This window comes from Agromyces albus, assembly GCF_030815405.1.
Lineage (GTDB): Bacteria > Actinomycetota > Actinomycetes > Actinomycetales > Microbacteriaceae > Agromyces > Agromyces albus_A.
This window is the reverse complement of record NZ_JAUSWX010000001.1, coordinates 3480670-3503377: the sequence shown is the minus strand read 5'-3', so window position 1 is coordinate 3503377 and position 22708 is coordinate 3480670. Positions and strand designations below refer to the sequence as shown.

The window sequence follows — 22708 nt, the reverse complement described above, 5'->3', positions numbered from 1 at the left end:
ATGACCGCCACCACCGAGCTGACGCTGTCGGATCTGCGCGCAGCCTTCGCACTCCGCCTCGCGACGCTGTACGGCAACGAAGTGCCCGTCTACAACACGCTCGTCGACGTGTCCAAGGAGGTCAACGAGGACTTCATCCGCAGGAACGGAGCGGATGCCGAACGACTCGGCAGCATCGAGCGGGTCACCGCTGAGCGCCACGGTGCCATCCGCGTCGGCTCGGCCCGTGAACTCGCGCAGGTCGCCCGGGTCTTCGCCGGGTTCGGCATGCATCCGGTCGGCTTCTACGACCTGCGCGACGCATCCGCGAGTTCCGTTCCGGTCGTCTCGACCGCGTTCCGTCCGATCGACGCCGACGAGCTGGCCAGGAACCCCTTCCGCGTGTTCACCTCGATGCTCGCGCACGACGACCGCCGGTTCTTCGACGAGGAGACGCAGCAGCAGCTGGAGACCTTCCTCGACGCACGAACCCTCTTCGGCGAAGAGCTGCTCGGCCTCGCCGACAGGTCGGCTCGGGACGGTGGTCTGGAGGAACCGGATGCCTCGCGCTTCCTCGATCTCGCGACCGCCGCGTTCGAGCTCTCGCAAGAGCCCGTCGACCACGACTGGTACTTCAAGCTCGAGCGGATCTCGGCCGTGGCGGCGGACATCGGCGGGGTCCCCTCGACGCACATCAACCACCTCACGCCCCGCGTTCTCGACATCGATGACCTGTACGAGCGGATGGAAGCGCGCGGCATCACGATGATCGACGAGATCCAGGGTCCGCCCGATTGGGACGGACCCGATGTCCTGCTGCGCCAGACGTCGTTCAAGGCGCTCGCCGAGGAGCGCCGATTCCGCCACGCCGACGGCGAGGTGCGCACGGGATCACTCCGCGTGCGATTCGGTGAGGTCGAGCAGCGGGGCATCGCCCTCACCGCGAAGGGCCGCGACCTCTACGACCGCCTGGTCGCCGAAGTCGACTCGCGCCGTGCCGCCGCCCCAGCGGGAACAACTCGAGTCGAGGTAGCCGAGGTCGTCTGGAGCGAGAGCTTGCCCGCCACCGAGCGTGAGCTCGCCCTGCAGGACCTCGCCTTCTTCACGTACCGGGTTGCGGATGCCGCTGCGCCCGAGACGCAGACGGAGTCCGCGACGTTGCGCGAGCTCGTCGAATCCGGCGCCCTCATCCCCGAACCGATCGTCTACGAGGACTTCCTGCCGCGCTCCGCGGCGGGCATCTTCCAGTCGAACCTCACCGACGACGGATCCCGCGACGACGAGCAGGAGGGCACGTTCTACGACATCGAACGGCTCTCCGAGGTCATCGGGATCCGCATCAGCGATCCGACCGACCTCTACGCCGCCCAGCAGCGAGCCTCCCTCACCGCCGCAGAAGCCGCGCTCGACCTGCGTATCATCACCGACGCCTGACCAACCGGGTTCGCCCGGAACACAGAAAGCAGACACCCATGACGAACTTCCCCAGCACCGCCTCGATCACCGACGACGTGCGTCGCGCGCTCGAGGCGACCGGCGTCGACCTCGACGCCATCGGCGGCGACGCCGAAGTGCGCTCGCCCATCACGGGAGAGGTCATCTTGCATACCCGAACCCACGACGACGAGGAGATCGACGCCGCCATCGCCGCAGCCGCTGAGGCGTTCAAGACCTGGCGTGAGGTTCCCGCACCGGTGCGCGGGGCGCTCGTGAAGCGATGGGGGCAACTCCTCACTGAGCACAAGGAGGACCTCGCGACCCTCGTCACCGCCGAGGTCGGCAAGATCCGCTCCGAAGCGCTCGGCGAGGTGCAGGAGATGATCGACATCGCCGACCTCGCCGTCGGGCAGTCCCGCCAGCTCTTCGGCAAGACGATGCCCTCAGAACGACCGGGCCACCGACTCGCTGAGGCGTGGCATCCGCTCGGCGTCGTCGGCATCATCTCCGCCTTCAACTTCCCCGTCGCCGTCTACGCCTGGAACACGGCGCTCGCCCTCATCGCGGGCGACACCGTCGTCTGGAAGCCCGCGGATGCCGTGCGGCTCTCCGCCCTCGCCACCGATGCGCTGCTCGCGCAGGCGGTGCGCGAGGTCGGAGCACCGGAAGGCCTTCACCACGTGTTGCTCACCGACCGCGTGGGCGGCCAGCGACTGGTGGAAGACGAGCGGGTCGCCCTCGTCTCGGCGACCGGATCGGTGCGGATGGGGCGCGAGATCGCACCGCTCATCGCCAAGCGGTTCGGCCGCGCGCTGCTCGAGCTCGGAGGGAACAACGGCGCCATCGTCGCGCCATCCGCCGATCTCGACCTCGCCTTGCGCGGCATCGTGTTCGCCGCCGCCGGCACCGCGGGCCAGCGCTGCACCTCGCTTCGGCGCCTCATCGTGCACTCGTCGATCGCCGAGACGCTCACCTCGCGCATCATCGAGGCGTACAAGACCCTGAACATCGGCAGCCCGACCGTCGAGGGCACGCTCGTCGGACCGCTGATCAACAGGGCCAGCTTCGAGGCCCAGCAGAAGGCCCTCGCACGGGCCGTCGACGAAGGCGGAGCAGTGCTCTACGGCGGCACCCGTGTGCTCCACGACGAGCATCCCGAGGCGTACTACGTCGAGCCCGCGGTGGTTCGGGTTCCCTCGCAGTCGGGCGTCGTGCAGGAGGAGACGTTCGCACCCATCCTGTACGTGCTCACCTACGACACGTTGGACGAGGCCATCGAACTCCACAACGGCGTCCCGCAGGGCCTGTCGTCGGCGATCTTCACCAACGACCAGACGGAAGCCGAGCGGTTCCTCTCCGCCAGCGGCTCGGACTGCGGCATCGCCAACGTCAACATCGGAACGTCGGGAGCGGAGATCGGCGGCGCGTTCGGCGGCGAGAAGGAGACCGGTGGCGGCCGTGAGTCGGGCGCCGATTCGTGGAAGCAGTACATGCGCCAGGCCACCAACACGGTGAACTTCTCGGGTCAGCTGCCGCTCGCACAGGGCGTGAAGTTCCTCTGACGGTGAACCCCCTTTCCGACCTCATCGCCAGGCTCGGCGGCCGGGTCCTCACCGATCCGGCCGACCTCGCCAGCTACAGCACGGATGCCTCCCGCGCCCGGCCCGAGGGGCTGCCCGCCGCCGTCGTGGTCGCCCGGAGCAGCGCCGACGTCGCGGCCGCGGTGGAATGGGCGAACCGCAACGACGTCAAGGTCTCGGTCCGCGGCAGCGGCACGGGGCTCGCGGGCGGGGCCGTCGCCTACCCCGGCGGCCTCGTCATCTCGCTCGCAGGGATGAACAGGATCGTCGCGATCGATCCCGCCAACCGGCTCGCCGAGGTCGAGGCAGGGGTCATCACCGCAGACATCGACAGGGCCGCGGCGGAGCATGGCCTGATGTACGCGCCCGACCCCGCCAGCTACCGCGAGTCGACGATCGGCGGCAACATCGCCACCAACGCCGGAGGGCTCCGCTGCGTGAAGTACGGCGTCACCGCAGACAGCATCGCCGCCCTCGAGGTCGTGCTCGCCAGCGGCGAGATCATCCGCACCGGCTCGAGGACCCGCAAGAACGTCGTCGGCTACGACCTGACGAATCTCTTCGTGGGATCCGAGGGCACGCTCGGCATCGTCACCGCCGTGACGGTGCGCCTTCGGCCGCGGCCAGTCGGCACGACCGTCACCTTCCGCGCGGCGTTCCCGACTATCGCCGCGGCCGGCCGCGCCGTCAGCGCGATCATGAGCAGCGACGTCGTGCCCGAGGTGCTGGAGCTCATGGACCGCACGAGCGTCGACGTCGTCGAGAAGTTCTATCCGACCGGGCTGAGCACCGACGGAGCTTCCGCCCTCCTCGTCGGCCAGTTCATCGGCCGCACCGCGATCGGCGATCTGGAGCAGGCGACCACGATGTGTCGGAAAGCAGGGGCAATCAGCGTCGAGCAGGCGGAGGGCGACATCCTGCTCGAAGCGCGTCGCGTGTCGAGCCGGGCGCTCTCGGCCGAAGGCCTTCGGGTGTCATCGGATGTCGCGGTGCCCATCGCTCGCCTCGCCGACATGTTCGAAGCCGTCGAGCGGATCAGCGCCGAAGAGGGCGTGCCGATCCCGACCTTCGCGCACGCCGGCGACGGGAACCTGCACCCCTCCGTCATCGTGCGAGGTGACGACGACGAGACCTACGTCGATGCCGAACGCATCCTCGACCGGATCACCGACACCGCCCTCAGCCTTGGGGGCACCATGTCAGGGGAGCACGGAGTCGGATCCCTCAAATACGGCTCGCTCGCGAAGCAGCTCGATCCGGCGACGCTCGCCGCCCACCGGCTCATCAAGACTGCGTTCGACCCGAAGGGGATCCTGACGCCTGGGCGCGGCGTCTAGGTCATTGTGCCCGTCGTGTCGCGGTGGCGCTGTCTCTCGCGTGTCAATACCGTGGATGAGGAGCGTCATCCCGTCGGCGCTGCCACGGAAAGGATGTTGCTGATGAAGGTCACCGTGAACCCCGTCACGTGCATTGCCTCGGGGAACTGCGGGCTCACCGCTCCGAACGTGTTCCGCAACCCGCCGGAGGAGGGCGGCTTCGTGGAACTGATCGACGGGAACCCACCCGAGTCCGAGTGGGCGGCCGTGCGCGAGGCGAAGGAGCTGTGCCCGTCGGCAACCATCTACGTCGAAGACGACGCCGTGCGAACCTGAGGCTGCAGGTCCTTGTGGTGGATCACGAGATCGCACGGCGTCGCCAGATGAACAGCGAGCGCCGGGTAGGACTCCTCGAGGCGACCGGTGCGAACCGGGCGATAGCCGATTCGGGTGTACCAAGCGGTGAGGAACTCCTTCGACGGATGCGACCACTCGCGCGGCACGAGGAGCTCGAGCTGCATGATCTCCCGGCCGTGCTCCACCGCGAAGGCCTCGGCGAACCGCACCAGCTCGCGACCGATTCCGGCGCCTCGCCGATGTGGGGCCGCCGCGAGCATTCCGAACTCGCAGATCCGATCGGACAGTTCGTGAATCCGAACGCATCCGACGAGCTCGCCGTCGAGGAACGCGGCGGTGATCTCACCTGAACGGAGGAGCGACGCGACTTCCTCGGCCGTCGTCCTCGCGCTCTGCGGCTCCCAAAGTCCCTGCTCCGCGACCTCGTAGACGCCGTTGACCAGGTGCGAGAGCGCCGAGACGAGCTCGGCATCGTCGGCGTGAGACGCCGAGAGGGTCGTGAGTCGGATGCCGCTGGTCATGCGCCCATTCTTGCGGGTCTCAACTGTCGAGCAATTCGCGCGCGGCGGCGGCGATGTGGTCTGCGTCCAAGCCGGCCCACGCGAGGAGCTCGGGGCCGGATCCGGAGCCGGGCATGCCGCGAACCGCGAGGTGCGCGAGAGACAGGCTCGTCGGCCCCGCGGCGAGGAGCGCGTCGGCGACGGCCGACGCGAGTCCGCCTTCGGGGTGGTGGTCCTCGGCGACCACGATCCGCCCGGATGTGGTGCCGATCGCGGCGGTCAGCGTGTCGGCGTCGATCGGCTTCACCGAGTAGCAGTCGATCACCCGGGCCGCGACACCCTCCTCCGCCAGGATCTCGGCGGCGCGCAGGCACGCGTGGAGCGTCACGCCGGCGCCGACGAGGGTGACCTGGTCGTCATCACCTGAGCGCAGCACCTTGGACCCGCCCACCGGGAACGCCTCCCCGTCCTCGTACAGCACGGGATACGCGCCGCGAGTGGTGCGCAGGTAGCTGATGCCCGGCGTCGATGCCATCGCCTCGACGAGCGCGGCGGTGCTCGTCGCATCGCTCGGATACAGCACCGTCGAGCCGTGCACGGCGCGCATCATGGCGAGGTCCTCGAGCGCCATCTGCGATGGACCATCGGCCCCGATCTCCACGCCGGCGTGCGAGCCGACCAATCGGAGGTCGACCCCCGAGATGGCGCCCATCCGGATGAAATCGTGCGCACGGGTCAGGAACGCCGCGAAGGTCGACGCGAACGCGCGGTAGCCGCGAACGCTGAGGCCGGTCGCGGCGGCCACGAGCTGCTGCTCGGCGATGAACATCTCGAAGTACCGGTCGGGAAAGGCGTGCGCGAATGCATTGGAGTACGTCGAGTTGCTCACCTCGCCATCGAGCGCGACGATCCGCGGGTCGGCAGCTCCGAGCGCGACGAGCGCGTCTCCATAGGCCTTGCGCGTGGCCACCTCGTCGCCGAGGGCGTACCGAGGCAGGATCGCGGCGGCCCCGGCCGGTTCGGCACTCGCGTCGGTGGAGGTAGCGGAAGCGGGCTCAGGACGCGGGCCGCGAAGCACGAGATCGCGGATGCCGCCGAGCTCGGCGATCGCCCGGTCGGCCATGTCGGCGGGGAACGGCTTGCCGTGCCAGTCGGGCTTGTCCTCGACCTCGGAGAAGCCACTGCCCTTCACCGTCTTCGCGAGGACCACCGTCGGCCGTCCATCCGTGGGATCGGCGGCCGTGCCCAAGGCGTCGTCGATGGCGCTCAGATCATGCCCGTCGACGACGAGCACGCGAGCGCCGAACGCCTCGGCACGGCGGGCATACGCGTCGAGATCCCAGCCCAGCTCGGTCGGCCCGCTCTGGCCGAGGCGGTTGACGTCGACGATGGCGATGAGGTTCGACAGCTCGTAGTGGGCGGCCTTGTCGAGCGCCTCCCAGATGGATCCCTCGGCGAACTCGCTGTCGCCGCAGAGCACCCACGTTCGATAGGGCAGCCGATCCAGGTACTTGCCGGCCAGCGCGATCCCGACGCCGTCGGGCAGACCCTGGCCAAGCGACCCGGTCGCGACATCCACCCATGGCAACACCGGAGTCGGGTGGCCCTCCAGGCGTTGCCCGAAACGCCGGTACCCGTTCATCAGCTCGTCGTCCGAGACGACGCCGACGGCCTTGAACACCGAGTACAGCAGCGGCGAGGCATGACCCTTCGAGAAGATCAGGTGGTCGTTGCCGGGCGCCGTCGGGTCATCCCAATCGAAGCGCAAGTGCCGGGTAACGAGCACGGCGAGCAGGTCGGCCGCCGACATGCTGGAGGTCGGATGCCCCGAACCGGCGCTCGTGCTCGAGCGGATCGAGTCGACGCGCAATTGGGCGGCGAGCTCAGCCACGGTGTCGAGGTCGATGTGGGACGTCTGGGTGATGGTCACGGTCGCTCCTTCATGACTGCGCCGACGACGATGCGCCGACGACGCTCCTGACTACGATGCGAGGAATCTGTTCCCACCCTTATTCACCCACGAGCTTGGTGCCGCCTGAATGCATTCGATGCGTACCCTGTGTTGCGGGGTGGCGGCCGTGACGAAGCCCGGAATTCTGGGCATCCGCTGTGAGTTGAGTCAGGTGCACTCAAGTTCCACGGCGCCAACTTGACACGTCGAAACGGCGTTGAGACACTTGAGTCGTCAGGGCTCAAGTCTTGACACACCGACTTCGGTCGCGGGCCAGCACGGCCGGGCCGACCGCTCTGGAGCGCTGCGGCATCCGCTCGCGAAGCCTCCAGGCAGAAGGAGAGACACACATGTCACGAGCAGTAGGAATCGACCTCGGCACGACCAACTCGGTCGTCTCGGTCCTCGAAGGTGGCGAGCCCACCGTCATCGCCAATGCAGAGGGCTTCCGCACCACCCCCTCGGTCGTCGCATTCACGAAAGACGGCGAGGTGCTCGTCGGCGAGACCGCGAAGCGCCAGGCCGTCACGAACGTCGACCGCACGATCGCCTCGGTCAAGCGCCACATGGGCACCGACTGGAAGTCGTCCGAGATCGACGGCAAGAACTACACGCCGCAGGAGATCTCGGCGCGCATCCTGCAGAAGCTGAAGCGCGACGCCGAGCAGTACCTCGGCGACACCGTCACCGATGCGGTCATCACCGTGCCGGCGTACTTCAACGACGCCGAGCGCCAGGCCACGAAGGAGGCCGGCGAGATCGCGGGCCTCAACGTGCTGCGCATCATCAATGAGCCCACAGCGGCAGCGCTCGCCTACGGTCTCGACAAGGGCAAGGAAGACGAGCTCATCCTCGTCTTCGACCTCGGTGGCGGCACGTTCGACGTCTCGCTCCTCGAGGTGGGCAAAGACGACGACTTCTCGACCATCCAGGTGAAGGCGACTGCCGGCGACAACCGGCTCGGCGGCGACGACTGGGACCAGCGGGTCGTCGAGTGGCTCATCAAGCGCTTCAAGGACTCCACCGGTGTCGACGTCTCGAAGGACAAGATCGCCCTCCAGCGTCTCAAGGAGGCCGCTGAGCAGGCGAAGAAGGAGCTGTCCTCGAACATGAAGGCCAGCATCCAGCTGCCCTACCTCTCGCTCACCGAGAACGGCCCCGCCAACCTCGACGAGACGCTCAGCCGCGCCGAGTTCGAGAACATGACGAGCGACCTGCTCGACCGCACGAAGAAGCCCTTCGACGACGTCATCCGCGAGGCCGGCATCAAGCTTTCGGATGTCGCGCACGTCGTGCTCGTCGGCGGATCCACGCGTATGCCCGCCGTCTCCGAGCTCGTGAAGCAGGAGACCGGCCAGGAGCCCAACAAGGGCGTCAACCCCGATGAGGTCGTCGCCGTGGGTGCCGCCCTTCAGGCGGGCGTCCTCAAGGGTGAGCGCAAAGACGTGCTGCTCATCGACGTCACCCCCCTCAGCCTCGGCATCGAGACCAAGGGCGGCATCATGACGAAGCTCATCGAGCGCAACACCGCCATTCCCACGAAGCGCAGCGAGACCTTCACGACCGCCGACGACAACCAGCCGTCGGTCGCCATCCAGGTCTTCCAGGGTGAGCGCGAGTTCACGCGCGACAACAAGCCGCTCGGCACGTTCGAGCTGACCGGCATCGCGCCGGCGCCCCGCGGCATCCCGCAGATCGAGGTCACCTTCGACATCGACGCCAACGGCATCGTGCACGTGTCCGCGAAGGACAAGGGCACCGGCAAGGAGCAGCGCATGACGATCTCCGGCGGCTCCGCGCTGCCGAAGGAAGACGTCGAGCGCATGGTGCGCGACGCCGAGGAGCACGCCGCCGAAGACAAGAAGCGCCGTGAGTCCGCCGAGACGCGCAACTCCGCCGAGCAGCTCGCCTACTCGATCGACAAGCTCATCAAGGACAACGACGACAAGCTGCCCGCCGACGTCAAGTCCGAGGTGCAGGGCGACGTCGACGCGCTGAAGTCGGCGCTCGCCGGCGACGACGACGAGGCCGTGAAGACCGCGTTCGACAAGCTCTCGCAGTCGCAGGGCAAGCTCGGCGAGGCCATCTACGCCCAGAGCCAGACGGCGGATGCCGCGGCCGGCGCCGGAGAGGACTCGAACCCCACCGGCGAGCAGGCCACCTCCGATGAAGACGTCGTCGACGCCGAGGTCATCGACGACGAAGACACGTCGACGAGCTCAGAGGCCAGGTAATCATGACCGACGAGAACCAGATCCCCGAAGAGCCGGTCATCCGCGACAAGCGGCGGATCGACCCCGAGACGGGCGAGGTTCGCCGTCCGGCGCAGGAGGCCGAGACTGCCGAAGCCGCCGAGGCGCCGGCGGCAGCTGAGGCGGTCGAAGGAGCCGATGGCCCCGAAGCCGCCGCCGGCGAGGCCGACACGATCGAGGAGACGGATGCCGCGGCATCCGAATCCGACGACGACGACGTGCCGCTCACGGTCGACGACATCCTGAACGCGGCCACCGCCGAGATCCGGGAGCCGAGCGACGAGCACCTCGCCGACCTCAAGCGGGTCACCGCCGAGTACGCGAATTACCGCAAGCGCACCGAGGCGAACCGTGAGGTCGAGCGCGAGCGCGCCGTCGGCGCGGCCGTCGCGGTGCTGCTGCCCGTGCTCGACGACCTCGACCGGGCCGAGAAGCACGGCGACCTCGAGGGCGACGCCCCGTTCTCGACGATCGCGGCGAAGCTCCGCGCGGCCGTCGAGAAGCTCGGGCTCTCGTCGTTCGGCGAGATCGGCGAGCCGTTCGACCCGCAGCGCCACGAGGCGATCTTCCAGCAGCCGAGCGACGAGGTCGACACCGACACCGTCGCCGACGTCGTCGAGACCGGCTACCTGCTCGGCGGCACGCTGCTTCGCGTGGCGAAGGTCGTCGTGAAGACTCCGCAGTAGTTCCCTCAGGTGGGTGAGTAGCGTCGGGTTTCGCCCGGCGCTACTCGACCACCAGGGGCTACCGGGCGAGTAGATTTCGAGAGAGGAGGTGCCGATGGCCAGTCAGGATTGGTTCGACAAGGACTTCTACGAGGTGCTCGGCGTCTCCAAAGACGTGAGCGACGCGGAACTCAAGAAGGCGTACCGCAAGCTCGCGCGCAAGTACCACCCCGACTCGAACCCCGGTGATGACGCGGCGGAGGCGAGGTTCAAGGAGATCAGCGAGGCGCACTCGGTGCTCTCCGACCCCGAGCAGCGCAAGGAGTACGACGCGATCCGGGCGATGGGCTCGGGTGCGCGATTCACCGCGCCCGGCGGCGGCGGCGCGGCAGGCGGCTTCGAAGACGTCTTCGGCACGATGTTCGGCGGCCAGGGCGGTCGCACGTACCAGCAGGGTGGCCAATACGACGACCTGCTCGGCGGGCTGTTCGGCGGCGGCCGCTTCGGCCAGCCCACCGGTGGATTCCGAGGCTTCGGCGGCCCATCGAAGGGCCGCGACGTCACCGCCTCGACGACCCTCGACTTCATCACCGCCACCAAGGGGCAGCAGATCACCCTGCAGGCATCCGACGGCAGGCCGATCACCGTGAAGATCCCCGCCGGGGTCGCCGACGGGCAGAAGATCCGGCTGCGGGGCAAGGGCCAGCCCTCGCCCGACGGCGGCGAACCCGGTGACCTCGTGCTGAGCGTCTCGGTGCGCAAGCACCCCGTGTTCGAGCGCGACGGTCTCAACCTCCGGGTGACCGTGCCCATCACGTTCGCCGAGGCGGCGCTCGGCGCGACCATCCAGGTGCCGACGCTCGGGGGTGACCCCGTGAAACTGCGCGTCGCCCCCGGCACTCCGAGCGGACGCGTGCTGCGCGTGAAGGGCCGCGGCGTCGAGACCTCGAAGGGCACGGGCGACCTCCTGGCAGAGGTGCAGGTCGCAGTGCCCTCGCACCTGTCGAAAGACGCCGAGGAGAAGCTGCGCACCTTCATCGCCGAACTGCCCGACGAGAATCCCCGAGACGGGCTCATCGCGAAGGCCAGGGGCTAGGAGCGACCATGAACGAGCTGAGTCCGCTGTTCGTCATCTCCGTCGCGGCGGAGCTCGCGGGAATGCACCCGCAGACGCTGCGGCAGTACGACCGGCTCGGTCTCGTCTCTCCGACGCGCACGGCCGGCAAGTCCCGCCGGTACTCGATGCGCGACGTCTCGCAGCTGCGCGAGATCGCCCAGCTCTCGAGCGAGGGCGTGAGCCTCGAGGGCATCCGGCGCGTGCTCGGCCTCGAAGACCAGGTCGCGTCGCTCGAGACGCGCGTGCGCGAACTCGAGGCGGCGCTCGCCGACGAGATGCTCAACCGCCCGGGTCGTCGCGTCTTCGCGGCCGGTGCTGCAGGCGAGGTCGTCTCGATGCGCGCGGGCACGCGAGTGCGCCGCGAGAACGCCGTCGTGGTGTGGCGTCCGCTCGACCGCCCCGGTGGCTAAGTAGGCGGGATATCGCCGGTGTATCGAAAACCGCATACGTCCTGACAACACCGGGCTGCCTTGACTGGAGGCATGGCCAACAGCGAACACGCACGAACAGCGCCCCGCGGCATCCGATCGCTGCCGTCCACGTTCTCCTCGGCTGCCGCTGACCATCGCGGTGCGTTCGGCAGGGCGGATGCCGTCGGCCCGGGAATGGGAATCTCGATTTATGGGTGCGGGCCGGATGAGGCCGTCGTGTTCCGCGAGGTGGCGCCTCGCTTCGGCGTCGCACTCACGATCACCGATGCCGCGGCATCCGAGTCCACGCTCGGGATGGCCGTCGGGAATCGATGCATCAGTGTCGGCCACAAGACCCCCATCACCAATTCCACACTTCGCTCGCTCAGCGAAGCCGGCGTCGCCTACATCTCCACCAGGAGCACGGGGTATGACCACATCGACGTGGACTTCGCGCGCGACGTCGGCATCTCGGTCGAGGCCGTCGAGTACTCGCCCGACGGCGTGGCCGACTACACGCTCATGCTGATGCTGATGGCCGTGCGGAACGCGCGATCGATCGTCGCTCGCGCAGAAGCTCATGACTTCAGGCTGAATCGCGTGCGCGGCAGGGAGCTCCGCGACCTGACCATCGGAGTCATCGGAACCGGCCGCATCGGCGCAGCAGTCCTGGAGAGGCTGCAGGGCTTCGGATGCCGCGTGCTGGCTCATGACCGCAATCCCAAGACCTCTGCGGACTATGTCCAGCTCGATGAGCTGCTCGAGCGGAGCGACCTCGTCACGCTGCATACGCCACTCAGCGCGGAGACGAGACATCTCCTGGATCGTCAGCGGATCGAGCAGATGAAGGATGGCGCAATCGTCGTCAACACAGGTCGCGGTTCGCTCATCGACACCGAGTCCCTGCTCTCCGCGCTTGAGAGCGGCAAGTTGGGCGGCGCGGCGCTCGACGTGCTCGAGGGAGAGGAGGGCATCTTCTACACCGATCAGCGGAACCGGCCGATCGAAAGCCGACTCGTCCTGCGATTGCAACGGCTGCCGAATGTACTCATCACTCCGCACACCGCCTATTACACGGAGCACGCACTGTACGACACGGTCGAGAACACCATTCGCAATTGCCTCGAGTTCGGACGGCGGCAGCATGGCTAGGTTGAGGGTCGCGGTCATATTCGGAGGCGCCTCGGAAGAGCACCCCGTCTCGGTCAAGTCTGCGCAAGAGGTCGCGCGAAACCTTAACCTCGCCAAGTACGAGCCGTTCTATCTCGGGATCACCACAAGCGGCGAGTGGAAGCTCTGCGAGAGCCCTGACGCGGGCTGGGAGGACGGCGACGGTCGTCCGGCAATGCTGTCACCCGACCGAGGCGTCCACGGATTGCTTGTTCAGGCGGATGGCGGATACGACACGGTTCACCTCGACGTGGCGCTTCCCGTCTTGCACGGCAAGCTCGGCGAGGACGGCGCTGTCCAAGGCCTGTTGGACCTCTCCGGCATCCCGTATGTGGGGTGCGACGTCCAGAGCTCTGCCCTGTGCATGGACAAGTCCCTTGCCTATCTCGTCGTTCGAAGCGCAGGAATCGCCACCCCGAGGTTCTGGACGGTCGCGGCCGACGGGCAGGTCGACCCCGACAACCTGACGTATCCCGTCTTCGTGAAGCCGGCCCGATCGGGATCGTCCTTCGGCGTCAGTCGAGTGGACCGAGCGGAAGACCTGCCGAGCGCGGTGGCGGTCGCTCGACAGTACGACTCGAAGGTGCTGATCGAGGAGGCGGTCCACGGCAGCGAGGTCGGGTGCGCGGTGCTCGAGAGCGCCACGGATCTGGTCGTCGGCGAGGTGGATCAGATCCGTCTGTCTCACGGCTTCTTCAGGATCCATCAGGAGGACGCGCCCGAGGTCCGCTCCGAGAACTCGACCGTGGTCGTTCCCGCCGACATCACGGCGGAGGCGCGCCTCCTCGTGCAGCAGGCGGCTCGAGCGATCTATCGCGCGTTGGGATGCAGGGGACTCGCACGGGTCGACATGTTCCTGAAGGAAGACGGAGAGGTCGTGCTCAACGAGGTCAACACCTTCCCGGGCATGACCTCATACAGCCGCTATCCGCGAATGATGGCGGCCGCCGGGCTCCCGCTCGCCGAGGTCATCGACCGGCTGGTGTCGTTCGCACTGAACGGTCAACGTCGATGAGTGATGACTTCGTTTTCGTGGACGAGCTGGTTCCCGGCATCCGCTGGGATGCGAAGTACGCCACTTGGGACAATTTCACCGGCAAGCCCGTCGACGGATACCTCGCCAATCGGGTCGTCGGTACGAAGGCCCTGTGCGGAGCTCTGGAGCGCGCGCGCGACAGAGCCGCAGCCCATGGCTTCGGTCTGCTCCTGTGGGATGGCTATCGCCCTCAGCGCGCAGTGGACGACTTCCTGCGCTGGTCACGGCAGCCGGAGGATGGCCGCACGAAACTCCGGCACTATCCGAACATCGACCGACCCGAGATGTTCGAGCTTGGCTACGTCGCCGCGAAGTCGGGCCACAGCCGGGGCAGCACCGTCGACATGACGCTCTACCATCTGGCGACCGGCGAACTCGTCGCCATGGGCGGCGACCATGATCTGATGGACTCGGTCTCGCATCACGGAGCCGAGGGAATCCCAGAAGCCAAGGCTCGAAACCGGCAACACCTGCGTTCGATCATGGAGGCCTGCGGGTTCAGCTCCTATCCGGCCGAGTGGTGGCACTACACGCTGCGGGACGAACCGCATCCGGACACCTATTTCGACTTTCCCATCACCTGAGCCTGATCGTCATCAGCCAGTCCGCGGTGGCGCGGCAGGTAACTGCACCGTGACGCGGAGCCCTCCAGCGGCGAGCGGAGTCAGCGTGAGGGTTCCGTCGTGTGCTCGGGTGATGCTCTTGACGATGGCCAGGCCGAGGCCGACACCTGCGTGGTGAGCGCGGATGCGTCCGGTGCCGCGCTGGAACGGTTCGGTGAGGGTCGAGACCAGTTGTGGAGTGAGCTTGTCGCCGGTGTTCTCGACCGTGAGCACGACGGACTCGGGGCGGGCGGTGGTGCTGACCTGCACGGTGCCGTGTTCGGGGACGTTGTGGACGATGGCGTTGTGCAGGAGGTTCGTGGTCAGCTGCAGCAGGAGCGCGTGCGAGCCGATGGTGGGGGAGATGTCGCCGGAGGTCTCGATGGTGAGGCCGCGTTCTTCTGCAAGGGGGAGGAGCGTCTCGGTGGCTTCTTCCGCGATGAGCGACAGGTCGACGTGTTCTCGCGTGAAGGATCGCTGGTCGGTGCGGCTGAGCAGGAGCAATGCCTCGGTGAGGTCGATCGCTCGGGTGTTGACGGAGTGGAGGCGTTCGACGAGCTCGACGGCGTCGCGGTTCGGATCGCTGCGGGCGACGTCGAGCAGCGTCTGTGTGATCGCCAGTGGGGTGCGCAGTTCGTGGGACGCGTTGGCCGCGAACCTCTGCTGTTCGGCGACGTGGGCTTCGAGCCGTGCGAGCATGGCGTCGAACCGGTCGGCGAGCTCGCGGAACTCGTCGTTCCGGCCGTCCAGCTCGATCCGGTGCGACAGTGATCCTCCCGCAGCGATGCGCGTGGCCTCCGTGATCCGGGCCAGGGGCGCGAGCATGCGGCCGGCGAGGATCCACCCTCCGAGCAGACCGAATCCGAGCAGGAAGACGAGCGCCCACGCCACGGCCGGGACGAAGGCGCGCACGAGGTCGTCGCGGTTGGGCACGCCCGCCCCGAGTGTCATGATCGGACCGTCGGGCACGTAGCGCAGAAGGAACACCCAGACGACCGCGAGCAGCAGGGCACCCGCGATCATGAGGAAGCCCGCGTAGCTGAGGGTGAGCTTGAGGCGAACGCTCAACCCGGGCGCCCTACTCATCGTCGCCTCCGCCGAGTCCCGCGCCGGGCGCCGTGTCGATGCGGTAGCCGACCCCGGGAACCGTGGCGATGATCGAGGGTTCGCCGAGGCGTTTGCGCAGTGCCGAGACGGTGATGCGCACGGCGTTGGTGAACGGATCGGCGTTCTCATCCCACGCTCGCTCCAGGAGCTCTTCGGCGCTGACGATCCCTCCCTCGGCGGCGACGAGTACCTCGAGCACGGCGAACTGCTTGCGGGTCAGCGCGACATAGCGGCCGTCGCGGTAGACCTCGCGGCGGAACGGATCCAGACGCAGCCCGGCGATCTCTCGCACGGGCGGCCTGCTGTGGGCGCGCCTGCGGTCGAGTGCCCTGAGACGCAGCACGAGCTCTCGGAGCTCGAACGGCTTGGTGAGATAGTCGTCGGCGCCGAGCTCGAATCCGGAGGCCTTGTCGTCGATTCGGTCGGCCGCGGTGAGCATCAGGATCGGCATGCCGCTGCCGGAGGCGACGATGCTCTGGGCGATCTCGTCGCCGGATGGCCCGGGGATGTCGCGGTCGAGGACGGCGATGTCGTAGGCGTTGATGCTCAGCAGTTCCAGAGCGGTGTCGCCGTCGCCGGCGATGTCGGCCGCGATCGCCTCCAGGCGCAACCCATCGCGGATGGCCTCCGCCATGTAGGGCTCATCCTCGACGACCAACACGCGCATACTCGCAATGCTAGGAGCCGGTGCATATCGTCGGCGTATCGAAAGCCGCATACGGGCTGGCAACACCACTCCGCCTTGACTGGCAGCATGAGGCGATCTGCTCGAGGCCCTGCGCGAAGCGGGAACGGATGCCGCTGACGTCGGGATCGAGGTCCACGTCAACAGTGGCTGGCGTTCCGCGGAGTACCAGGATCAGCTGCTTCGTGAGGCGATCTCGACCTACGGGTCCGAAGAGGAGGCCGCACGATGGGTCGCCACTCCGGACACTTCCGCTCACGTATCAGGGGACGCCGTCGACATCGGATCCTTCGACGCCACGGCGTGGCTGTCGGAGCACGGCGCCGAGTACGGGCTGTGCCAGATCTACGCCAACGAGCCCTGGCACTACGAACTGCGCCCCTTGGCGATCGATGGTGGTTGTCCTCCCATGTACGCCGACCCCACGCATGCGGCGGCCGAGTAGCGCGGTCACCAGGCGGAGGGCGGGGCCTGGATGATCGGCACGGGCGAGGTGGTCCAGTTCGCGCCGTTGCCGTAGTGGCTCGACGCCCACGGTGACGCCCAGATCGCCTGCGCCACCGCCGCTGCCGACGTGCCGTCCTCGAGCGCAGCGACGATCGCCGTGTAGAACGAGCGCTTCACCAGGTTGTCGGCGGCGTAGAACGCCGCGGTGTCGAGGCTGTCGTAGCTGCCGAGTCCGCTGCCGCCGCCCGAGCCGTGGCCGTTGTTCAGCGGGTTGTTGCGATTCCACCAGTTGTCGGGGCCGTTCTCCTCGCGCATCCACTGCAGGATCACGGTCACGTTCTGCTCGGTCACGGGCCAGTCGCCGTAGATGAGCACGAGCTTCGCCCAGTCCGCGTTGGTGCCGCTCGCGATGAGCGTCTCGGGGCCCGTCGCCGCCGTGTACGACTCGTGCGAGACCGGCGGCGCCGTGACATCCGGAGCGACGGTCACCGTCTGTGCCGTGCCCAAGGATGCGCCGGCCTCGGCGATCGACATGTCGACGCCGGCCGGTGTGACCGGCGCGAGCGCGAGCGTGGCCACGATCGCGATCACGGCGATGGCAGCGCCCGGAGCGGTGAACCGACGCTTCGACCTGCGGGCATGAGCGCCGCGCGCTGCGGCCGAGCTCCTGGCCGCGCGCGATTCCGCTGGTTGCTCTTCTTCTACGCCCCGCATGCGGACCCGAGGGTAGCAAACGTGCCCGGGAACCGCACCCAGCCACGCGAATGGCCCCGGCCGCCCGGCCCCGTACCCTTGGGGCATGGCCTTCGACTTCGGCGCCCTGCGGCGTCATCCCGACGTCGAGGGCCACGGACTCGAGGCGTCGGATGCCGCAGACCGCCTCATCCTCGATGAAGCCGCCGCCCGCATTCGCGCGGCCGGCCCGGGCGAGCTCGTCGTCGTCGACGACGCGTACGGCGCCCTCGCGCTCGCCGCCGCAGCAGCCGGAGCCCGCGGCATCCGCTCGCACGAAGACCCGATCACGGGCGAACGCGCGCTCGCCGAGAACGCCGAACGCGTCGGCCTCGCCGACGCCGTGCGATCGATGCCGCTCGCCCCTGAGCTCGTCGCGGGCGCACGACTCGTGCTCCTGCGCCTGCCGCGATCACTCGACCGGCTCGACGAGGTGGCGGGCCTCATCGCCGCGCACGCGGCCCAAGACGTCGCCGTGGTGGCCGGCGGGCGGATCAAGCACATGTCGCTCGCGATGAACGACGTGCTCGGCGCGTGGTTCGAACGGGTCGACGTGAGCCACGCCCGGCAGAAGTCGCGCGTGCTCACCTCGACGGGGCCGCGCGGGTCGCGGCATCCGGTGGCCGAGCCTTGGCCGCGCAGCGAGCGGCACGACGACCTCGACCTCACGGTGGTCGCGCACGGCGGGGTGTTCGCGGGCACGGGGGTCGACATCGGCACGCGATTCCTGCTCGAGCAACTCCGCGAGGCGGTTCCGGATGCCGCGAGCGCCGTCGACCTCGCGTGTGGGACCGGGATCGTGGCGGCGTGGCTCGCGCGCGCAAGGCCCGCGCTGACGGTGACGGCGAGCGATCGCTCGGCGGCGGCCGCGGCATCCGCTCGCCTGACGGCCGAGGCCAACGGCGTCGCCGACCGAGTGCTCGTGCACCGGGCAGACGGACTCGAGCCGCTCGCCGATGCGAGTGAGCCGCTCGTCGTGCTGAACCCGCCCTTCCACAGCGATGCCGCCGTGCACGCGGGCATCGCCGGCCATCTCTTCACGGATGCCGCGCGCGTGCTCGTCCCCGGCGGCGAACTGTGGTGCGTGTGGAACTCGCACCTGAGGTACCGGCCGTTGCTCGAGCGGCTCGTCGGCCCCACGCGCCAGATCGCACGCAACGCGAAGTTCACCGTGACGGCGTCGACGAAGCCCGACGGCGCACGCTGACGCGCGCTGACCCACGCCTGACGGGACGGGTGCCACAAGACGACACGCGCGTTTGCATGATCGCAACGCAACCGGGTTCCCTCGCGGGAAAGGTCGTGTCAGGCTTGTGGGATGACCGACACTCTCGAGCACCTGGACACGGAAAGCGTCGTGAACACCGCGATCGACGTGCCGTGGAGCACGATCGTGTGGGACGACCCGGTCAACCTCATGACCTATGTGAGCTACGTGTTCCGCAGCTACTTCGGCTACCCGCGCGAGGAGGCCGAGCGGCTCATGCTGCGGGTGCACCAGGAGGGCCGTGCCATCGTGGCCACGGGCAACCGCGAGGCGATGGAACGGCACGCCGAGGCGATGCACGGCTACGGCCTGCAGGCGACGGTCTCGAAGGCCGCGCCATGATCGTCGCGGGCCGCGACGGCGGCGAGGGGGTTCGGCTCGTGCTCGAGACCGAGGAGGCGATGCTCCTCTCCGAGCTCGCCGACCAGGTCGACTCGGTGCTCCTGCTCGGCGAGGTCGACGACCCGGCGCTCGGCCGGCTGCTCCCGAACGCGTATCCCGACGACGTCACGGCGGCTCAAGACTTCACCCGCTACACGCGCGACAGCCTCGTCGACGGCAAGCGGCAGGCCGCCCAGCAGGTGCGCGACGCCACCGCCGTCGACGACGACACCGGCCTCGTGCAGATCGAGCTCGACCAGGCCGAGGCGTGGAGCTGGCTCACCTTCCTCACCGATTTGCGGCTGATCCTCGCCGAGCGGGTCGGCATCGTCGAGGAGGGCAGCGACGAATCCGACGAGACCCGCGACGACTACCTCCGGGCCGCCTATGAGTGGGCGGGATTCGTGCAGGGGTCGATGCTCGAGGTGCTCGACCCGATCAAGGGCTGACGCGCCGCGGGCCGACGCGCCGCATTCCTCGCGCCGCACCCTCGCGCCGCTGCCGCCGGGCGCGAACGTCTGCCTAGACTGAATCATGGCCGTCACGCTCAGAGCTGTTTCGACCGCGGTCCCGCCGACCACCCTGGTGCAGAGCGAGGTGCGCGACGTCTTCGCGGCGCAGCCGGGCCTCAACCGGCTCGCGCAGCGCATCGTCGCCACGTCGTTCAACGTGTCGGGCATCGAGACCCGGTACACCGTGCTCGACGAGCTGAGCTGGGACGCGCATCCCGAGGAGCCCGTGTTCTTCGACATCACGAGCGGCGAGCTCCTGATGCCGGGCACGAAGGCGCGGAACGAGGTCTACGCCGCCGAGGCCACCAAGCTCTACGTCGAAGCCGGCCGAGCTGCACTCGCTGCGGCTCCGGGCATCGAGGCATCCGATGTCACGCACGTCATCACCGTCTCGTGCACGGGCTTCTACGCGCCGGGCCCCGACTTCATGCTCGTCCGCGACCTCGGGCTCGGCCCGGCCGTGCAGCGCTACCACCTCGGATTCATGGGCTGCTACGCGGCGATGCCCGCGTTGCGCACCGCGAAGCAGTTCTGCGCGGCCGACCCGAACGCCGTGGTACTCGTGGTGAGCGTCGAGCTCTGCACGCTCCACCTGCGCTCGTCGAACGACCCCGACACGATCGTCGCCTCGTCGCTCTTCGCCGACGGCGCCGCAGCCGGCATCGTCTCGTCGCGACCGCTCGGTGCCGATGAGCGAGCGCTCGACCTCGACCGGTTCGAGACGCGCATCACGCCCGTCGGCGAGGGCGACATGGCCTGGAAGATCGGCGACCACGGGTTCGAGATGGTGCTCTCGAACGCGGTGCCCGCGATCATCGACGACCACATCACGGGCGCCCTCGAGCCGCTCCTGGCGCACGAGCCGGCGCTCGGCGAGGCGCTCGCGACGGATGCCTCGAGCGACGCGATCGAGCACTGGGCGATCCACCCCGGCGGGCGCAGCATCCTCGACAAGGTCGAGTCCCGCCTGGGCCTCACCGAGGCCCAGCTCGTGCCGGCCCGCGAAACGCTTCGCGACTTCGGCAACATGTCGAGTGCGACGGTGCTCTTCGTGCTGAAGAACATCCTCGAGTCGGATGCCGCGGGCGACGGCGATCGCGTCGTGGCCATGGCGTTCGGCCCGGGCCTCACGGTCGAGTCCGCGCTCATGACGGTGCGCACGTGACGCCGTGACCGGGGGGCTCAGGGGCATCCGCTCGCTCGATGCGCTCGGTGCGTTCGATGCGTTCGATGCGCTCGGTTCGCTCGGTTCGCTCGGTTCGCGTGACGAGTCGGCGACCGAGCTCATGGACGACCCCGCCGCCGATCTCGCGATGCTCGAGCGCACCTACGACCGGTTCCGCCTCGTGAACGTCGTCGTCTCGAACATGCGCGCCGTGTACCGCCGCTGGATCCGGCCGCGGCTGTCGCCGACGCGCACCTGCCGGGTGCTCGACATCGGAACGGGCGCCGCCGACGTGCCGCGCGCCCTGCTCGCGTGGGCTCGGGCCGACGGCGTGCGGCTCGAGGTCGTCGCGATCGATCCCGATCCGCGCGCCCTCGATTGGGCGCTCCGCCAGCCGGCAGAGCCCGGCCTCTCGCTGCGGCGCGTCTCGAGCCGCGAGCTCGCCGTCGCGGGCGATCGCTTCGACGTCGTGATGTCGAACCACGTGCTGCACCACCTCGACGGTCGCGAGTTCGGCGAACTGCTCGCCGACTCCGAGCGCCTCACGGCGGAGAGCGGCGTGGCGGTGCACTGCGACATCGAGCGCTCCCGGCTCGGGTACGCGGGATTCGCCCTCGGCACCTGGCCGTTCGCCGGCAACCTGCTGGCGGGTTCGTACATCCGCGCCGACGGGCTCACCTCGATTCGCCGCAGCCATACCGCGGCCGAGCTCGCGGCGTCGCTGCCGCCCGGGTGGCGAGTTCGTCGCGGCTTCCCCTCACGCCTCGAAGTGTTCTGGAGCGCGGATGCCGCGAGCTGACGCGCGCCGCGAGGCCCAATCCCGACGCGAGGCATCGGGTCCCTCGGCCGCGCAGCCGCACCACGACGTCGTGATCGTCGGTGCCGGCGCCGTCGGACTCCTGCTCGGATGCCTGCTCGCCCGCCGCGGGCTCGACGTCGTCGTGCTCGAGCGCCGCACCGAGCGCGGCGGACGGTCGCGCGCGATCGGCATCCACCCGCCGGGGCTGCGCGCACTCGGGCTCGTGGGACTCGAGCACGAGGTGCGATCGCACGCAGCGGAGATCCGCTCCGGCCGGGTCATCTGCCGCGGGCGCGTGCTCGGCGCCCTGTCGTTCGCGCGCGCCGGCACGGTGCTCTCGCTGCCGCAACTCCAGACGGAGGACGTGCTCGAGCGCCGCCTCGAAGAGCTGCGGCCCGGGAGCCTGCGCCGCGGCGTCGAGGTGGTCGGACTCCGCGACCGCGGCACGCACGTCGAGGTCGCGGGTACGGCCGGCGGCGAGCCGGTGCACGTGAGTGCGCGCTACGCCGTCGGCGCCGACGGGGTGCGCAGCGGCATCCGTCACCTGCTCGGACTCGGCTGGGAGCAGCGGCGCGGACGCGGGCACTACGTGATGTGCGACACGCGCGACGACACGGGCGAGCCGTCGACGGCGTTGCTGCACTTCGAACCCGCGGGCGTGGTCGAGTCGTTCCCGCTGCCGGGGGGTGGGCGTCGTTGGGTCGCGTGGGTGCACCGGCCGCCGGCCGAGCCGTCGGCAGTGCAGCTCGAGACGATCGTGCGCTCGCGAACCGGCGCCGCCTTCGACCTCGACGACGCGGGCGTCCCGAGTGCGTTCGAGGCCCGCCAGCATCTCGCCGAGCGGATGTCGCGCGGCCGCGTAGCGCTCGCCGGCGACGCCGCGCACGAGATCAGCCCGATCGGCGGACAGGGCATGAACCTCGGCTGGCTCGACGCGGTGCGCCTCGACCACGAGCTCGCCGCGGCGCTTTCGGCGGGCGCACCGTTCGAGGCGTTCGAAGCCTACGACCTGGTTCGTCGGCGGGCCGCCGCGCGCGCCATCCGGCAGGCCGCGTTCAACATGGCGATGGGGGCGCCGGCGCACGGCCTGCGTCTCGCCGCCCGCAATGCCGCGGTGCGCGTGCTCGCCATGCCGCCCTTGCGTGCGGTTCTCGCCAACGCGTTCACCATGCGCTGGCTCTGAGGGGCCGCGCCTCCGCGCCTTCACCTGTTTCCGCGGCCGGCCGCCGTTCCTTGCGGCG

23 protein-coding genes are annotated in these 22708 nt (G+C 69.0%); 18 read left to right on the top strand and 5 right to left on the bottom strand.

Annotated features, from left to right (window positions below; all coding sequences use genetic code 11):
• The 4 genes from hglS (at position 1) to QFZ29_RS16600 (ending at position 4648) form a co-directional block, all read left to right on the top strand.
• The gene (gene hglS / locus QFZ29_RS16615) at positions 1-1413 is read left to right on the top strand and encodes a 2-oxoadipate dioxygenase/decarboxylase (RefSeq protein WP_306895171.1); all 1413 of its coding nucleotides are present in this window, start codon (positions 1-3) and stop codon (positions 1411-1413) included.
• Positions 1414-1451: 38 nt separating this feature from the next.
• On the top strand, positions 1452-2978 hold the full coding sequence (amaB, locus tag QFZ29_RS16610) for an L-piperidine-6-carboxylate dehydrogenase (RefSeq protein WP_306895168.1): 1527 nt from the start codon (positions 1452-1454) through the stop codon (positions 2976-2978).
• 2 nt (positions 2979-2980) lie between these two features.
• Entirely contained in the window at positions 2981-4333 is a 1353-nt protein-coding gene (locus QFZ29_RS16605; RefSeq protein ID WP_306895166.1) for an FAD-binding oxidoreductase, read from the top strand.
• Between the two features lie 102 nt (positions 4334-4435).
• Entirely contained in the window at positions 4436-4648 is a 213-nt protein-coding gene (locus tag QFZ29_RS16600; protein ID WP_306895164.1) for a ferredoxin, read from the top strand.
• Here the strand turns inward: QFZ29_RS16600 and QFZ29_RS16595 are convergent.
• Complete coding sequence (locus tag QFZ29_RS16595; protein ID WP_306895162.1) at positions 4618-5190, bottom strand: GNAT family N-acetyltransferase; 573 nt, start codon at positions 5188-5190, stop codon at positions 4618-4620. The two genes, QFZ29_RS16600 and QFZ29_RS16595, sit on opposite strands and share 31 nt — an antisense overlap.
• Positions 5191-5209: 19 nt before the next feature.
• On the bottom strand, positions 5210-7099 hold the full coding sequence (locus QFZ29_RS16590; protein WP_306895160.1) for a transketolase: 1890 nt from the start codon (positions 7097-7099) through the stop codon (positions 5210-5212).
• A gap of 371 nt (positions 7100-7470) precedes the next feature.
• Between QFZ29_RS16590 and dnaK the strand changes: the two genes are divergently transcribed.
• The 7 genes from dnaK (at position 7471) to vanX (ending at position 14354) form a co-directional block, all read left to right on the top strand.
• Positions 7471-9354 carry a molecular chaperone DnaK gene (gene dnaK, locus QFZ29_RS16585; RefSeq protein WP_306895158.1) on the top strand — a complete coding sequence of 628 codons (1884 nt, stop codon included), beginning with the start codon at positions 7471-7473 and terminating at the stop codon, positions 9352-9354.
• Positions 9355-9356: 2 nt separating this feature from the next.
• Entirely contained in the window at positions 9357-10058 is a 702-nt protein-coding gene (locus QFZ29_RS16580) for a nucleotide exchange factor GrpE (protein WP_306895156.1), read from the top strand.
• Positions 10059-10152: 94 nt separating this feature from the next.
• A complete protein-coding gene (locus QFZ29_RS16575) occupies positions 10153-11133 on the top strand; it encodes a DnaJ C-terminal domain-containing protein (RefSeq protein WP_306895155.1) in 981 nt (326 codons plus the stop codon).
• A gap of 8 nt (positions 11134-11141) precedes the next feature.
• Positions 11142-11564 (top strand): heat shock protein transcriptional repressor HspR, encoded by a 423-nt coding sequence (locus QFZ29_RS16570; protein ID WP_306895154.1) that lies wholly within the window; start codon positions 11142-11144, stop codon positions 11562-11564.
• A 195-nt stretch (positions 11565-11759) separates the two neighbouring features.
• Positions 11760-12716, top strand: a complete 957-nt coding sequence (locus QFZ29_RS16565) for a D-isomer specific 2-hydroxyacid dehydrogenase family protein (RefSeq protein ID WP_306896781.1) — start codon at positions 11760-11762, stop codon at positions 12714-12716.
• On the top strand, positions 12709-13749 hold the full coding sequence (gene vanA / locus QFZ29_RS16560; protein WP_306895152.1) for a D-alanine--(R)-lactate ligase: 1041 nt from the start codon (positions 12709-12711) through the stop codon (positions 13747-13749). The genes QFZ29_RS16565 and vanA overlap by 8 nt, the downstream gene beginning before the upstream one ends.
• Positions 13746-14354: a D-Ala-D-Ala dipeptidase VanX gene (gene vanX, locus QFZ29_RS16555; protein ID WP_306895150.1), complete on the top strand. Its 609-nt coding sequence runs from the start codon at positions 13746-13748 to the stop codon at positions 14352-14354. The genes vanA and vanX overlap by 4 nt, the downstream gene beginning before the upstream one ends.
• A gap of 12 nt (positions 14355-14366) precedes the next feature.
• Here vanX and QFZ29_RS16550 read toward each other — a convergent pair whose 3' ends face one another.
• Both QFZ29_RS16550 and QFZ29_RS16545 read right to left on the bottom strand, forming a co-directional pair.
• Positions 14367-15458: a sensor histidine kinase gene (locus QFZ29_RS16550; protein WP_306895148.1), complete on the bottom strand. Its 1092-nt coding sequence runs from the start codon at positions 15456-15458 to the stop codon at positions 14367-14369.
• Positions 15451-16146, bottom strand: coding sequence for a response regulator transcription factor (locus tag QFZ29_RS16545; RefSeq protein ID WP_306895147.1), 696 nt, complete (start codon positions 16144-16146; stop codon positions 15451-15453). The genes QFZ29_RS16550 and QFZ29_RS16545 overlap by 8 nt, the downstream gene beginning before the upstream one ends.
• Positions 16147-16243: 97 nt before the next feature.
• Between QFZ29_RS16545 and QFZ29_RS16540 the strand changes: the two genes are divergently transcribed.
• Positions 16244-16609, top strand: coding sequence for a M15 family metallopeptidase (locus QFZ29_RS16540; RefSeq protein WP_373426274.1), 366 nt, complete (start codon positions 16244-16246; stop codon positions 16607-16609).
• Between the two features lie 5 nt (positions 16610-16614).
• Here QFZ29_RS16540 and QFZ29_RS16535 read toward each other — a convergent pair whose 3' ends face one another.
• Complete coding sequence (locus QFZ29_RS16535; RefSeq protein ID WP_306895146.1) at positions 16615-17325, bottom strand: hypothetical protein; 711 nt, start codon at positions 17323-17325, stop codon at positions 16615-16617.
• Positions 17326-17410: 85 nt separating this feature from the next.
• Between QFZ29_RS16535 and QFZ29_RS16530 the strand changes: the two genes are divergently transcribed.
• From QFZ29_RS16530 to QFZ29_RS16505, 6 genes are all read left to right on the top strand, one after another.
• Complete coding sequence (locus QFZ29_RS16530) at positions 17411-18550, top strand: class I SAM-dependent methyltransferase (RefSeq protein ID WP_306895144.1); 1140 nt, start codon at positions 17411-17413, stop codon at positions 18548-18550.
• A 111-nt stretch (positions 18551-18661) separates the two neighbouring features.
• On the top strand, positions 18662-18952 hold the full coding sequence (gene clpS / locus QFZ29_RS16525) for an ATP-dependent Clp protease adapter ClpS (RefSeq protein WP_306895143.1): 291 nt from the start codon (positions 18662-18664) through the stop codon (positions 18950-18952).
• The gene (locus QFZ29_RS16520) at positions 18949-19440 is read left to right on the top strand and encodes a DUF2017 family protein (RefSeq protein ID WP_129520261.1); all 492 of its coding nucleotides are present in this window, start codon (positions 18949-18951) and stop codon (positions 19438-19440) included. Before clpS ends, QFZ29_RS16520 begins: the two co-directional genes overlap by 4 nt.
• An 85-nt stretch (positions 19441-19525) precedes the next feature.
• A complete protein-coding gene (locus tag QFZ29_RS16515) occupies positions 19526-20668 on the top strand; it encodes a type III polyketide synthase (RefSeq protein ID WP_306895141.1) in 1143 nt (380 codons plus the stop codon).
• A gap of 4 nt (positions 20669-20672) precedes the next feature.
• Positions 20673-21467, top strand: coding sequence for a methyltransferase domain-containing protein (locus tag QFZ29_RS16510; protein WP_306895139.1), 795 nt, complete (start codon positions 20673-20675; stop codon positions 21465-21467).
• A complete protein-coding gene (locus QFZ29_RS16505; RefSeq protein WP_306895136.1) occupies positions 21454-22650 on the top strand; it encodes an FAD-dependent oxidoreductase in 1197 nt (398 codons plus the stop codon). The genes QFZ29_RS16510 and QFZ29_RS16505 overlap by 14 nt, the downstream gene beginning before the upstream one ends.
• Positions 22651-22708: the final 58 nt, after the last annotated feature.

Excerpts from the sequence above, each read along its gene's own strand:
- hglS (WP_306895171.1), top strand. The coding sequence starts at position 1 with ATGACCGCCACCACCGAGCTGACGCTGTCGGATCTGCGCGCAGCCTTC.
- amaB (WP_306895168.1), top strand. The coding sequence starts at position 1,452 with ATGACGAACTTCCCCAGCACCGCCTCGATCACCGACGACGTGCGTCGC.
- QFZ29_RS16600 (WP_306895164.1), top strand. The coding sequence starts at position 4,436 with ATGAAGGTCACCGTGAACCCCGTCACGTGCATTGCCTCGGGGAACTGC.
- QFZ29_RS16595 (WP_306895162.1), bottom strand. The coding sequence starts at position 5,190 with ATGACCAGCGGCATCCGACTCACGACCCTCTCGGCGTCTCACGCCGAC.
- dnaK (WP_306895158.1), top strand. The coding sequence starts at position 7,471 with ATGTCACGAGCAGTAGGAATCGACCTCGGCACGACCAACTCGGTCGTC.
- QFZ29_RS16580 (WP_306895156.1), top strand. The coding sequence starts at position 9,357 with ATGACCGACGAGAACCAGATCCCCGAAGAGCCGGTCATCCGCGACAAG.
- QFZ29_RS16575 (WP_306895155.1), top strand. The coding sequence starts at position 10,153 with ATGGCCAGTCAGGATTGGTTCGACAAGGACTTCTACGAGGTGCTCGGC.
- QFZ29_RS16570 (WP_306895154.1), top strand. The coding sequence starts at position 11,142 with ATGAACGAGCTGAGTCCGCTGTTCGTCATCTCCGTCGCGGCGGAGCTC.
- QFZ29_RS16565 (WP_306896781.1), top strand. The coding sequence starts at position 11,760 with ATGGGAATCTCGATTTATGGGTGCGGGCCGGATGAGGCCGTCGTGTTC.
- vanA (WP_306895152.1), top strand. The coding sequence starts at position 12,709 with ATGGCTAGGTTGAGGGTCGCGGTCATATTCGGAGGCGCCTCGGAAGAG.
- vanX (WP_306895150.1), top strand. The coding sequence starts at position 13,746 with ATGAGTGATGACTTCGTTTTCGTGGACGAGCTGGTTCCCGGCATCCGC.
- QFZ29_RS16550 (WP_306895148.1), bottom strand. The coding sequence starts at position 15,458 with ATGAGTAGGGCGCCCGGGTTGAGCGTTCGCCTCAAGCTCACCCTCAGC.
- QFZ29_RS16545 (WP_306895147.1), bottom strand. The coding sequence starts at position 16,146 with ATGCGCGTGTTGGTCGTCGAGGATGAGCCCTACATGGCGGAGGCCATC.
- QFZ29_RS16535 (WP_306895146.1), bottom strand. The coding sequence starts at position 17,325 with ATGCGGGGCGTAGAAGAAGAGCAACCAGCGGAATCGCGCGCGGCCAGG.
- QFZ29_RS16530 (WP_306895144.1), top strand. The coding sequence starts at position 17,411 with ATGGCCTTCGACTTCGGCGCCCTGCGGCGTCATCCCGACGTCGAGGGC.
- clpS (WP_306895143.1), top strand. The coding sequence starts at position 18,662 with ATGACCGACACTCTCGAGCACCTGGACACGGAAAGCGTCGTGAACACC.
- QFZ29_RS16520 (WP_129520261.1), top strand. The coding sequence starts at position 18,949 with ATGATCGTCGCGGGCCGCGACGGCGGCGAGGGGGTTCGGCTCGTGCTC.
- QFZ29_RS16515 (WP_306895141.1), top strand. The coding sequence starts at position 19,526 with ATGGCCGTCACGCTCAGAGCTGTTTCGACCGCGGTCCCGCCGACCACC.
- QFZ29_RS16505 (WP_306895136.1), top strand. The coding sequence starts at position 21,454 with ATGCCGCGAGCTGACGCGCGCCGCGAGGCCCAATCCCGACGCGAGGCA.